Raw genomic sequence first — 12060 nt, forward strand, 5'->3', positions numbered from 1 at the left:
TGCTATGCATTTTCTTCGTGCGAGGATTATGCTGTCGAAGCTTCCCTTGTCCTGTGCAAGTTAAGCATAAGACGACCCCAACCTTCCGAAGCGAATGGCTTAGACCAGAGAGCCGATGGCGCCTGAAGCTAGACACCATTAAAAAGGAGCTGAAAAAATGCGAACACCGTTGCCACTTAAAATTACACAAGAAGAAAACGGAAAAGTGTATATTCCAAAAACCATTCAATTAAAAACACCGATTAAGCATATTCTGTTTGGAACATCCTCCTGTGAATGTGAGGTCATCCAAGCTAATAAACAGGAAATTATAGTATCTGAGGATCTTTTTTCATCCTTAAATATCCCATACACAAGTACAACTCAAGTATTTATTCATGAAGATCATCTTTACATTGGGCCGCTTGTCGGGATTTTTACGGCAGGTTTTAGTGAGTCGATGATTCGACCCATTGGGGATCGAACCTTGTTCTTCGCAAAACTTTTGGCCCAAGAAAAAGCAGTTGGAGCATATGTTTTTATTTTTGGGGCCAAACATATTGATTGGGTTAAAGGAACCATTCATGGACTTTTTCATAATCATAATGGCTGGGAAACGATTGAAGTCCCATTTCCTAATGTGGTCTATGACCGCCTTCCGAACCGCAGAACTGAAAAACATAAAGCCTTACGCGAAATCAAGCAACGTTTGCATCATGAGTATTTAATACCATGGTTTAATCCCGGTTTTTTTGACAAATGGGAAATTCACCAACTGTTAGAGGGTGACCACCGTGTTGCAACGTATTTACCGGAAACTCATAAAAGTCCAACCTTCACCTTAATTGAGCGGATGCTAGGGAAATATCAGCATGTTTATATTAAACCTGCTAACGGTAGTCTAGGTTTAGGGATTTATCAAATTCTATTTGATCGCGAAACCGGTGATTATTATAGTCGCTTTCGTGACCGAGATGGGAAAAATCGTCTCCAGCGCTTTTCTTCCATTGAGTCATTTATCAACACTCACTTCCGCGACAAACAATTAGAGCATTATATCGTCCAACAAGGAATTCATTTGCTTCGAAGCAATCATAAAACGATTGACTTTAGAATCCATACAAATAAAGATGAAAAAGGCAAATGGCAGGTCAGTGTAATGGCAGGTAAGATCTCTGGGCGCGGGAGTGTGACAACACATCTAAACAACGGGGGTATCGTTCGTACACTCACTGAAATTTTTCCGGATGACTCAGAATGTAAGAAGGTGACGAATTCTCTTAAACAGGCAGCACTTTCGCTGAGCGAAGCCATTGATTCAAGACAAAAAGGACATATTGGGGAAATTGGGTTTGATTTAGGTGTAGATAAAAATGGCAGTGTGTGGCTTTTCGAGGCAAACTCAAAGCCGGGCCGCTCGATATTTTCACATCCAAAGCTTAGAAAATATGATAAGCTCTCAAGCAGGCTTCCGTTGCAATATGCCGTATATTTAACAGAAACGACGATTAAGTCCCCTGAGGAAGTTTTCAAATGAGCACCATTTATTATCACATTGAAAAAAAGAAATGGTATCAATGTGAGGAAAAGACTGGACTTTTCTTCGGAAAGACAAAAACACTCATTTCTTATTTAGGGAGCAGCCCAGAGCAATCGCTCCCTTTTCCTGTTAAAAAAGATGGAAATATAGTTGGCCCTATTATTGGAATTCTTACAGGTCCTTCAAAAGACAATGCATTTATTGGAAATCCCAAGGTACTGAAAAGAATTCTGTCCTTACTACAGGAAAATGGTGCATTCGGAATCGTCCTTACCCCAAATTCAATACGGGGACATTCAGTTGAGGCATTTACCTTTTATCACCCCTTACAAAAGTGGATTAAATTACAAACTCCCCTTCCAAATGTTGTGTATAATCGAATTCCATATCGTCACATGGAGAAATCGCAGGACTTTAATGACGTCGTTTCCTTTTTAAAAATAAATGATATTCCCTTTTTTAATCCGTACTTTTTCTCAAAATGGGAGGTTTATCAAATTTTAAAGGGCAATGATTTTGTTCAACCATTTCTTCCAGAGACCACCCTCATTAAAGATGAAAGTGACCTTGAAGAAATGTTGGCAAAATATCAAATCCTCTATATAAAAAGCTCAACCGGACATAAAGGAATTGATCTTTACAGACTAAAAGCATTTCAAAATGAAATAAATATAGAAACACCGCTAGGAAAACAAAGTTATCCAACACTCACCTCATTTTGGGAGACGTTTAAGGATGACTTTATAAAAAATGACTATCTTTTGCAGGAAGCCGTTGAGGCCGACACCTATGAGGGGAATCGTTATGATTTGCGAATTTTATGTCATTATCATGAAAACGGACATTGTATTAGCGGCACCGGAGTAAGAGTTTCTGGTGAAAACGGAGTGACAACACATGTTCCAAATGGAGGGTCGATTATTCCCTACAACTTGGTTCGTCCTCGATTTGACGAAGCTATTTTGAAAAAGCTAGTGTTTGAAATTGGAAAGACACTTATGGATGAAACTGCTCATTTTATCGGAGAATTTTCTATTGACCTTGGTCGGTCGAAGGAAGGAAAATTGTTTATTTACGAAATTAATTCAAAACCAATGGTGTTTGATGAGCCACATATTCGCGAGAAGGGTCTTGAAAATTTAACCAAACTCCTTATAATGAAATCAACACAAACCTAAAGGGAGCGCTTACGATGATCTCACATTTTCAATGGAAGCCTTTATATAAAAGCAGCAAAATTCCCGGTTGGAGCTTTTCATTTTATTTTCAAGGAACAAAATATAATGGAATCTATAATAAGGATGGAAGCATTGATTGGCATGGCAACCATCCGGATTTGAAAGTCATTAATGACATTACAAAACAAATTCATGAATTAATGCTTTTTCATGTTTACGAATAAGAATTATTTCTTCGCCTCCTTCGCAAACTAAGCAACAAAGGAGGTTTTTTTTATGTCTGAAAAAGGAAAAGAACGTGAAGACCTTCAAAATGAAGGGAAAGATGAAGTATTTATGGATGTGGATCGCTTCATAAATGAAGGAATGGCTGGTGGTAGCGTCCACCGTTATCATGATGAACCAAATATAGAGGAAGCACGCGATTTTGAGAAAGAGGAACCACCGAACGTAATTGAATAACAAGTTAGCGACTCAGTCTCCTTCTGTTATAATAGAAGGAGATTTTTTGAATAGTTTGAAGGAGCTTATTACATGATTGAAAATTTAATGATGCATTATAAGGATGCTTTGATTACATCTGATTCCCCATATAAAACAGATTTGTATTCGTGGTTTCTAACAGATAATGGAGTATTTTTTGGCATTAAAAAGGACCGTCTTTCTACAAAAGAGACTTCCCTTTTATCTTCCCTTTTCACACCATATGGAACTCATGTCAATGATATGAACGATACACAGGCATTTTGGTATAACCTTTTATTTTTACAGCAAGGCAGCCTATCACCTGATCAATTTTCTTTTTCTCAGTGCCGGTTTATTCAATTTTATGCTGATCAACCGATTACTGACCAACTTGAATTCCAGGAGGCCATTCAGGCACTTTTACCAAGAGATTCCGTCTTTTTGTGGGAAAATGATTCAAGTGGTGTTCTTATTGAAACAAGAAATGAGGAAATGATGGAGGACGTCTTCTTCGATGAAATCACCGTTACGTTAACGAGTGATTTTTATACGGACATGCGTTTATTCATTGGCCAAATCCATCCCCTTTCTGACAATCTGAGTTCCCTTTTTCATAGTGAAAAAGAGTGGTTCCAAAAGGGAATACAATATTTACATAAACTAAAGGTCTATCGATTACATGATATTTTGCCTTTTTTAATACTTGAGGGAATGGACGCAGATTTTCGTAACCAACTAAAAAATGTAATTCCTGAAGAACTACGAGCTGACCATGAATTACTTGAAACAATAAAGGTATTCTTTGAAAGTGATTTAAATGTATCGAATGCATCGAAGCGACTATATATGCACCGTAATAGTTTGCAGTACCGAATCGAGAAATTTATTGAAAAGACTGGGATTGATATAAAGCATTTTCACGGTGCCGTAACGACCTATTTAGCTATTCTGGACTTAGAACATTTTTAACTTTATTCATATCAGTAGTCCCGCTTTTATAAATGGGTGCCTCGATTTTTCAGAGGAAATTTTTCGATCAATTAAAATCAAAGACTAAGTACGCCACTTCCTGTGGCAACGTCTTTATGACCCACTTCCTGTGGGCCTAAAAATCGGGCGCAAATACGCCAAGGGTATTTAATTATTGATTCGTAGACATGCACGAAAACCCTTTCATCGTTTTGTGCAATTTACACATTTACGCATTTTTTTCTTTAAAGTAAACTTTAATTATCGAAAACGTTTACACTAGGAGGATAAAAAATGGCTGAATTAGTTTTAGATCATATTTATAAAGTATACGACAATAAAGTAACTGCAGTAGAAGATTTTAACCTTCATATTAAAGATAAAGAGTTTATTGTATTCGTAGGTCCATCTGGATGTGGTAAGTCAACAACTTTACGTATGATTGCTGGATTAGAAGAAATTTCTCAAGGGGATTTCTTTATCGACGATAAGCGTGTAAATGATGTTGCTCCAAAAGATCGTGACATTGCGATGGTATTCCAAAACTATGCGCTATACCCACATATGAGTGTATATGATAACATGGCATTCGGATTGAAGCTTCGTAAATTCCCGAAGGATGAAATTGACCGTCGTGTGAAAGAAGCTGCAAAAATTCTTGGACTTGAAGAATACTTAGCTCGTAAGCCTAAAGCATTATCAGGTGGTCAGCGTCAGCGTGTTGCATTAGGACGCGCAATCGTTCGTGATGCAAAGGTATTCTTAATGGACGAACCTTTATCAAACCTTGATGCAAAGCTTCGTGTACAAATGCGTGCTGAAATTTCTAAGCTTCACCAACGTCTACAAACAACTACTATCTACGTAACTCATGACCAAACAGAAGCAATGACGATGGCTACTCGTCTTGTTGTTATGAAAGATGGTATTATTCAACAAGTTGGAGCACCAAAAGATGTTTATGACAATCCAGAAAACGTATTCGTTGCTGGTTTCATCGGATCACCTGCGATGAACTTCTTCCCAGGTACATTACAGGATGGTACATTCACAATTGGTGATGTAAAAGTTACTGTTCCAGAAGGTAAAATGAAGGTCCTTCGTGAACAAGGCTATGTAAACAAAGATATCATCCTTGGTATTCGTCCAGAGGACATTCATGATGAGCCTGTTTTCATTGAATCTGCTCAAGGTTCTAAAATCAATGCCCAAATCGAAGTATCTGAATTAACTGGTGCTGAAACAATGCTTTATTCACAGCTTGCTGGCAATGACTTTGTTGCACGTGTTGATTCACGTACGCAAGCAAAACCAGGTGAAACAATCGAACTTGCATTTGACATGAACAAATGCCACTTCTTTGATGCAGAAACTGAAAAGAGAATTCGCTAATATAGAAAAAAGTCGCCCGAATCATTTAAACTGTACCCTTTGTAAAGGACATTTAAAAAAGGTTATGCAACTTGGAGAAGATGATTTCTGTATTCAACAGGAGTCATCTTCTTTAAATTCCATTGATACCTAAAATTATTGTGGTAAGTCATATAACTTCTTATTTCCTTTTTAAGTTCATCTAAAGAACTACATGTCTTTATATTAGCTTCATCCTTAAAATGACCAAAAAATGATTCTTGAGGTGCATTATCCCAACAGTTTCCCTTTCTCGAAATCGATTGCCTTAGCCCCAGTTGTTTTACTTGTTTTTGAAAAGTAGGACTGGTGTAATGCACGCCCTGATCCGAATGAATAAATACTCCTTCTGCAAACTCTATTTTTCTATTATTTTTTAACTTTACTAATGTATCAGTAGCTAGATCCAATGTAAGTTTATCGGATACATTATAGGCCACTATTTCATTCGTTGACCCGTCTAAAATAGTGGATAAATAAGCCTTTTGATTCTTTCCATAATAAAGATAAGTGATGTCTGTAAGCAGCACTTTACCTGGAATATCTTGTTTGAACTCTCTGTTTAGTAAATTTGGCAATACAGAGTGTTCCTGAGTAGCCTTTAACATTTTCTTATAGGGATTAGTCCTTCTAATTGGACATACAATATTATATTTCCTCATGATTCTTCGTATTAGCTTTAAGTTGTATGTAATATTAAACTGCTTTTCTAAGGTCATTTTAATCTGTCTTGCGCCTTTACTACGGCGTTTATAATGAAAAGCCTTTAAAATATTATCTTTCAGTAACAAATCTTTTTTCTCCAGTAGATTTCTACTTTCCTGAGATTCTACAGAGAAATATTTATAGTACCCTGATCGTGAAACCCCCGAAAGTTCGCACAAATAGCTAACCATATTTTTAAGCACGTACTCTTCAATCACCGAGTGAATTAAAAGAAACTTCTGTTCAGAAGAAACCTTTACTTGTTTATCTCCACTCCCCTTTCCATCATGTCTAACTTTTTTAACAACTCGTTCTCCGCACGAAGAAGATGAATCTGAGCCTCTAACTTTGCGTTTTTTTCTTCTAGTGAAAGTTCTTTTTCAGACGGTCTCCCAGAATTGGTCGTACGTGTATCCTGAAGTCCCAATACCCCAGATTCTTTAAATGCTTTTCTCCATCTATAGGCAGCCCTTTGAACTCTGACCATTCCAATCAGTTCAACATCAAAACCATGGTCTTCAAAAACCTGTCTAGGTGTCTTTCCATCCTCTGTTTCAGCTATCAATATTCTTTTAAATTCATCTGAATAAGTAATACCCTTTGAACTAACAGATTTAGCATATGGATTATTAGAAAGTAATTTTATTTCTTTCTCTGAAAAGTATTTTTTTGTCATTTTATTATTCTCCGATTCCCCGTTTTGTTCATTATACAAAAAAGCACCCTATAGGACAGACCTTTTTTTAGTGTCTACTCTATAGGGTACAGTTTACATTTGTTGGGCGACTTTTTTTTATGGGACCAGAGGGGAAACCATAGGAACCGTCCCCATGGTCCCTATTCTTTGATTAACTTTACCTCTTCGTAATGACAGTTTGTACAATAAAATAGATGGGCACATTCTTTGTTTTGTAAGGTTGTTTGGATGCCATCTATTTTTTTCATGTCATCAATTTGCATATATGCACTATAATCATCAAAATAATCGATAATACGACCAGAATCCTCTAAAGAATTCCCACATTGTGCGCATGAGAAACTAGCGTTGTTAAAGCCATTACATAATGGACAAATAGGCATGATTTTCTCTCCTACTCATATTCGTTTTTACCTAGTTTTTCGATGAAGCATGGCTGTTATGCTTTCTTTCCCATAGGAATTAATTGGCAATGCCATTTTCGAATATAATCTTTGCTTCGTCACATAATACTTAGTACAAACACAGCAATACACAACTCACCCAAGCAACACCGAAAAAACTTTATTACAAACGGGTTAGCCTAGAGGCTAAGGAAACCCTTATATCTGGTGCAATTCCGGAGTAACCCACCAAAAAAAATCAGTTTAAGGAGATGAAGGAAAATGGCAAACAACAATAGTAACCAATTAGTAGTACCAGGTGCTCAACAAGCTATCGACCAAATGAAGTATGAAATTGCAACAGAATTTGGTGTTAACTTAGGTGCTGACACTACATCTCGCGCAAACGGATCAGTTGGTGGAGAAATCACAAAACGTTTAGTATCATTCGCTCAACAATCTATGGGTGGAAGAGCTTAATTACAATTAAATATTTTGGCTAAAGAGGCACCCTTCAATGGGTGCCTCTTGTTTTTTCTCGGTATTACTCTTCCCAACTTTTGACTAGATTTATTACATAATATTGTTGGAATACTAAGCCATGAAGATACTATTTTTTAGGAGGAGTTTGCTTTGAAGGACAAATTACAAAACAACACTGAAGGATTAGCTGCACGACATTACCAGCCTGGAGATTATGAAAAGAACGATGAATTATCCTCCGGACTTGCAACAACCCATGAACAAGTGAGCGATTCTTATATGGAAGGTGAAATTACAGCACCTTTCAATAATTCGAAGGCAAAAAAGGAAGAAGCTACAAGTGACGGCTACCAGGATTACTATTCATAAGCATCGAATTTCCTTTTAGGAGAGATCTAATTTGAGCGAAGTAAATCAATTTATACGGGATATAACAACAAAGGCAAAAGAAACATTTTCAAATACATCCCAAATCGTAAAAGAAAAAATAAATACAGTATTGCATAGGCCAATGGCTACAATAGATGACCTAGCACACTATATTTCAACCCATCCAGATACAAGTTTCGATAAAAAAGAGTTTCTTGGGTTTCAGTATCATTTTTACCACCTTAAGTTAGCAGATACTACCTTTTATCTCGAAACAAAAGGCAAACAGAGTGACTATATTTTAGACCTGTCTGTGGCGTCAAACGAAGGTAAACTTTTTGAATACCATTCTTTCGAAAAGAAATATGGAGTGGACGAAAAAGTCCCTATCCCAGCAGCCCTATCCAATATCATTCAGTAAAAAGGGAACCAAGGGGAAGGTTCTGCTGGTTTTCCATTTATTTGAAAACCACAAGAACCGTCCCTCTGGTCCCTATATTGGTTGGTTTACACCTACATTTACTTTTCTGATACGGCGGTTTTCCACTTCTGTGACTGTTAAGGTTAGATGCAGGTAATCAAAGGTGTCTCCAGAAATAGGAATTTTTTCAAAGGTTTCAAATATCCAACCACCAACTGAATGGTGTGAGCTTTCCGGTTCTTCAATACCGATGATTTCCGCAAAATCATCAAGTGGCATATCAGCATTTATTTCATATGTATTTTCATCTATTTGTGTAATATATTTAATTTTTTCATCATGTTCATCCCAAATCTCACCGACGATTTCCTCGATGATATCCTCTAATGTAATCAAACCCGATGTTCCACCAAATTCATCAACTACAATCGCCAAATGTGTTTTGCTTTTTTGAAGTTCAGGGAGTAAGGTTGAGATTTTCATCGACTCCACCACAAAAAATGGTTTGCGGATAATTGAACGAACATTGATTTTCTTTTGTTGAACGAGAAGACTTAAAAATTCACGTTCTGATAAAATCCCAATGATATTATCAGTATTGTCTTCGTAAACTGGCACACGAGAATAGCGTTCCTCAAAGAACATATCTCTTATTTTTTCAATGGAATCATTGACTTCAACCGCAACCATATCGATACGGGGCGTCAAAATCTCTCCCACTAAAATATCATTAAAATCAAGGGAGCGATGTACTAATTCTTTTTCTTTATTATCAATAACTCCTTCTTCCTCACTCAAATCAACCATTACCTTGATTTCTTCTTCGGTAAAGGACGGAGTATCAATATTACTTTTGCTAAGCTTGGCTGCAAATGCTTTTAGTAATCCAATAAGATAAGTAACTGGAGTTAGTAGCTTCATTAAAATAAACAATACCCCAGAAACACGTAATGAGAAGCTTTCCGCATTTTCTTTTGCGAATGATTTTGGAAGAACTTCTCCAAATACTAAAATGAGTAACGTCATCACAAACGTACTAATAACAAGTCCAGGATTTCCTCCAAGAAGATCTAAAGCTAGCTTCGAAGCAATTGATGCAGCAGCAATATTTACGACAGTTTTTCCAACTAAAATAGTTGAAAGGGTGTTATCAAAGTGCTCCGTAATATAAAATGCTTTCTTACTTCCACGTCGCTTTTCATCGACGTAATTCTTCAGTCGTATTCGGTTAAGACTCGAATAGGCTGTTTCACTTGCTGAGAAAAACGCTGATAACATGATTAGAACGAGTAACAAAATGATGGTACTCTGTGGCAAATCGTCCACTTAAATTTCACACTCCTAAATTGTAATTGACTTTGTTTTTGTTTATGATGGAGATAATAAGGGTCATACAAAAATATCGATTATTTTTATAATAGCAAACATTCTTTTATATGGGAATGATTATCTAATCAAATGCGCCTTTGCGTATTTGCGTCCGATTTTTTTGTCCCACAGGAAGTGAGCCATAAAGACGTTGCCACAGGAAGTGGCGTACATAGTCTTTGATCTTAATTGACCGAAAAATTACCTTTGAAAAATCGTGGCATCTGCCGGAGGCTCTAACTTTATTCAGTCTGGATTTGAACTCTCAACTGAATTGTTAAGTTTTCTGCATTCATTCCCACCTATAGTAGTAGGAGCCTCAACTTAATAAAGTTAGGTGTGATTTATATCACACCGAGTGATTTTTAGTATTGATATAGTACTAATAAGTAAAATATTTCGTGGCGGTGATTAACATGGACTTTAAACTCAATACTTTATATGAAGAAATTGGTGGCGCAGAAGCTATCCAAAATTTAGTGAATACATTTTATCCTAAGGTATATGCAGATCCTGATTTAGCACCTTTGTTTGAAGGTGATATTGAGGAAATTAAAAGAAAGCAATATATGTTCTTAACGCAATTTACTGGTGGACCAACATTATATAGCAACGAATTTGGAGCCCCTGCAATGAGACATCGCCATATGCCTTTTGAGGTCACACCTACACGTGCCAGAGCTTGGCTACGCTGTATGAAAGAAGCATTCGAGGAAACCGGCCTGACTAGTGATGCAGCTGAAGCCTTCTATGCTCGCCTTCAACAAGTGGCAGGTATAATGGTTAATACGGCTGATTAATATAGCTAGACAACAAAAAAAACCACGAGAAATCGTGGATTTTTCTTATGATTCGATGATAATCGCACCGATAAAAAACACTAACACTAAAGCTGCCGCAATATTAAATGTAATTGATAATTCGTCCACAATGACTCCCCCATTATCTGTTCTATGGTATAAGAGTATCATCAAATGTGGAAAAATCAGGTTCATTATTAAGGCAGTTTTTTGTCAAAGGAATGAACATTTTGTGAATCTGCACGTTGTGCAAGCCAATTTGAAATCATCCTAAATACCGATGATATAGACTCTTTGCTTCAGATAAATCCTTAGTTCCATGGATAAGTACTCGACCATCCTTGAAAATAACAATTCTATGCGGAGCTTTTGTAAATGATAGTAAGTATGTGTTTTTTTCTACTTTGCCACCTTGAATAGTTAATAGTTCTGCAAGAGAATCTAAATCTCTTTCCATTCTTTCACTTGGTCGGATTTGAACTGATTCCCTTCCACATAAAACGGCTGATTTTGTTTGATTCTCAAACGATAAAAAAGGATAGGTTGGATTTGTTCCGCATGAAAGACAGTCTTCCTTTTTTACGCGATCAACTTTAATCGCAGTATGTTGATTTTTCCATAAATCAAAGGATACTAATTTTTTTCGGAGAGCATCGTAATCCTCAACCAAGATTTTAAGTGCCTCTGTTACCTGATAGGCAACAACCATTTGAACAGCTGGACTAATGATTCCTACCGTGTCACAAGTAAGTCCTCCCATTGGTACGGTTTCTAGGAGACAATGAAGACAAGGTGTCTCTCCTGGCATTATACAATAGCTAATCCCATAGCTCCCGACACATGCCCCATAAATCCATGGGATGTTGTATTTTTGGGATGCGTCATTGAGAAGCATTCTAATATCGAAATTGTCGGTGGCATCGATGATTAAATCAACGCCGGCAACGATATTCTCTATTTCTTGAATCGAAACATCCATTACATGAGCTTGGATATCTACCTCTGAATTTATTTTTTCCAAGCGTTCTTTAGCTGCAATTGCTTTTGGTAAACGATTGGCTGCATCTTCTTCACTATATAGCTGCTGCCTTTGTAAATTCGTCCACTCTACGTAGTCACGGTCAACTAATGTCAGCTTTCCAATACCGGCACGCACAAGCCCCTCAGCACTTCCCGTACCAAGCGCACCAGCACCGACTATAAGAACATGTTTACTTCTAATTTTCTTTTGACCATGGATTCCAATTGGAGTAAATAACTCTTGCCGAGAGTAGCGTTCAGTCAACTCGTATT

Annotated in this window: 14 protein-coding genes; 10 read left to right on the plus strand and 4 right to left on the minus strand. The window is 37.0% G+C overall.

The genetic code is table 11. From position 1 onward, the window contains the following. Window positions 1–157 precede the first annotated feature (157 nt). The 6 genes from V7112_RS02705 (at window position 158) to V7112_RS02730 (ending at window position 5523) form a co-directional block, all read left to right on the plus strand. Complete coding sequence (locus V7112_RS02705) at window positions 158–1516, plus strand: YheC/YheD family endospore coat-associated protein (protein ID WP_335415051.1); 1359 nt, start codon at window positions 158–160, stop codon at window positions 1514–1516. After that, window positions 1513–2697 carry a YheC/YheD family endospore coat-associated protein gene (locus tag V7112_RS02710; RefSeq protein ID WP_335415054.1) on the plus strand — a complete coding sequence of 395 codons (1185 nt, stop codon included), beginning with the start codon at window positions 1513–1515 and terminating at the stop codon, window positions 2695–2697. Before V7112_RS02705 ends, V7112_RS02710 begins: the two co-directional genes overlap by 4 nt. Window positions 2698–2711: 14 nt before the next feature. After that, window positions 2712–2921, plus strand: a complete 210-nt coding sequence (locus V7112_RS02715) for a YheE family protein (RefSeq protein WP_335415057.1) — start codon at window positions 2712–2714, stop codon at window positions 2919–2921. Window positions 2922–2973: 52 nt separating this feature from the next. Continuing rightward, window positions 2974–3159: a hypothetical protein gene (locus tag V7112_RS02720; protein WP_335415061.1), complete on the plus strand. Its 186-nt coding sequence runs from the start codon at window positions 2974–2976 to the stop codon at window positions 3157–3159. Window positions 3160–3231: 72 nt separating this feature from the next. After that, the gene (locus V7112_RS02725) at window positions 3232–4131 is read left to right on the plus strand and encodes a PucR family transcriptional regulator (RefSeq protein WP_335415064.1); all 900 of its coding nucleotides are present in this window, start codon (window positions 3232–3234) and stop codon (window positions 4129–4131) included. Between the two features lie 294 nt (window positions 4132–4425). Further along, window positions 4426–5523, plus strand: a complete 1098-nt coding sequence (locus V7112_RS02730) for an ABC transporter ATP-binding protein (protein ID WP_335415068.1) — start codon at window positions 4426–4428, stop codon at window positions 5521–5523. A gap of 62 nt (window positions 5524–5585) precedes the next feature. Here the strand turns inward: V7112_RS02730 and V7112_RS02735 are convergent. Both V7112_RS02735 and V7112_RS02740 read right to left on the minus strand, forming a co-directional pair. Beyond that, a protein-coding gene (locus V7112_RS02735; protein WP_438823854.1) for an IS3 family transposase occupies window positions 5586–6922 on the minus strand; the annotation gives its coding sequence in 2 pieces (ribosomal slippage) (window positions 5586–6538 and window positions 6538–6922; 1338 coding nt in all). A 161-nt stretch (window positions 6923–7083) separates the two neighbouring features. After that, window positions 7084–7326: a hypothetical protein gene (locus V7112_RS02740; RefSeq protein WP_335415075.1), complete on the minus strand. Its 243-nt coding sequence runs from the start codon at window positions 7324–7326 to the stop codon at window positions 7084–7086. Window positions 7327–7608: 282 nt separating this feature from the next. On the opposite strand from V7112_RS02740, the gene V7112_RS02745 reads away from it, so the two are divergent. From V7112_RS02745 to V7112_RS02755, 3 genes are all read left to right on the plus strand, one after another. Beyond that, entirely contained in the window at window positions 7609–7806 is a 198-nt protein-coding gene (locus V7112_RS02745) for an alpha/beta-type small acid-soluble spore protein (RefSeq protein ID WP_335415078.1), read from the plus strand. Window positions 7807–7959: 153 nt separating this feature from the next. Next, window positions 7960–8178, plus strand: a complete 219-nt coding sequence (locus V7112_RS02750; RefSeq protein ID WP_335415080.1) for a YozQ family protein — start codon at window positions 7960–7962, stop codon at window positions 8176–8178. 31 nt (window positions 8179–8209) lie between these two features. Then, window positions 8210–8599 carry a hypothetical protein gene (locus V7112_RS02755; protein WP_335415083.1) on the plus strand — a complete coding sequence of 130 codons (390 nt, stop codon included), beginning with the start codon at window positions 8210–8212 and terminating at the stop codon, window positions 8597–8599. 72 nt (window positions 8600–8671) lie between these two features. On the opposite strand, the gene V7112_RS02760 is transcribed toward V7112_RS02755, so the two are convergent. After that, window positions 8672–9925, minus strand: a complete 1254-nt coding sequence (locus V7112_RS02760; protein WP_335415085.1) for a hemolysin family protein — start codon at window positions 9923–9925, stop codon at window positions 8672–8674. A 458-nt stretch (window positions 9926–10383) separates the two neighbouring features. Here V7112_RS02760 and V7112_RS02765 point away from each other — a divergent pair, with 458 nt between their 5' ends. Further along, window positions 10384–10767: a globin gene (locus tag V7112_RS02765; RefSeq protein WP_335415087.1), complete on the plus strand. Its 384-nt coding sequence runs from the start codon at window positions 10384–10386 to the stop codon at window positions 10765–10767. Window positions 10768–11032: 265 nt separating this feature from the next. Here the strand turns inward: V7112_RS02765 and V7112_RS02770 are convergent, their stop codons facing one another. Continuing rightward, window positions 11033–12052 (minus strand): thiazole biosynthesis adenylyltransferase ThiF, encoded by a 1020-nt coding sequence (locus tag V7112_RS02770; protein ID WP_335415090.1) that lies wholly within the window; start codon window positions 12050–12052, stop codon window positions 11033–11035. Window positions 12053–12060: the final 8 nt, after the last annotated feature.

This window comes from Bacillus sp. JJ1566 (assembly GCF_036962685.1).
Taxonomy (GTDB): Bacteria; Bacillota; Bacilli; order Bacillales; family Bacillaceae_L; genus Ferdinandcohnia.

Bases quoted from the DNA above. Each gene is read 5' to 3' on its own strand.
- V7112_RS02705 (WP_335415051.1), top strand. From the start codon at position 158: ATGCGAACACCGTTGCCACTTAAAATTACACAAGAAGAAAACGGAAAA.
- V7112_RS02710 (WP_335415054.1), top strand. From the start codon at position 1,513: ATGAGCACCATTTATTATCACATTGAAAAAAAGAAATGGTATCAATGT.
- V7112_RS02715 (WP_335415057.1), top strand. From the start codon at position 2,712: ATGATCTCACATTTTCAATGGAAGCCTTTATATAAAAGCAGCAAAATT.
- V7112_RS02720 (WP_335415061.1), top strand. From the start codon at position 2,974: ATGTCTGAAAAAGGAAAAGAACGTGAAGACCTTCAAAATGAAGGGAAA.
- V7112_RS02725 (WP_335415064.1), top strand. From the start codon at position 3,232: ATGATTGAAAATTTAATGATGCATTATAAGGATGCTTTGATTACATCT.
- V7112_RS02730 (WP_335415068.1), top strand. From the start codon at position 4,426: ATGGCTGAATTAGTTTTAGATCATATTTATAAAGTATACGACAATAAA.
- V7112_RS02740 (WP_335415075.1), bottom strand. From the start codon at position 7,326: ATGCCTATTTGTCCATTATGTAATGGCTTTAACAACGCTAGTTTCTCA.
- V7112_RS02745 (WP_335415078.1), top strand. From the start codon at position 7,609: ATGGCAAACAACAATAGTAACCAATTAGTAGTACCAGGTGCTCAACAA.
- V7112_RS02765 (WP_335415087.1), top strand. From the start codon at position 10,384: ATGGACTTTAAACTCAATACTTTATATGAAGAAATTGGTGGCGCAGAA.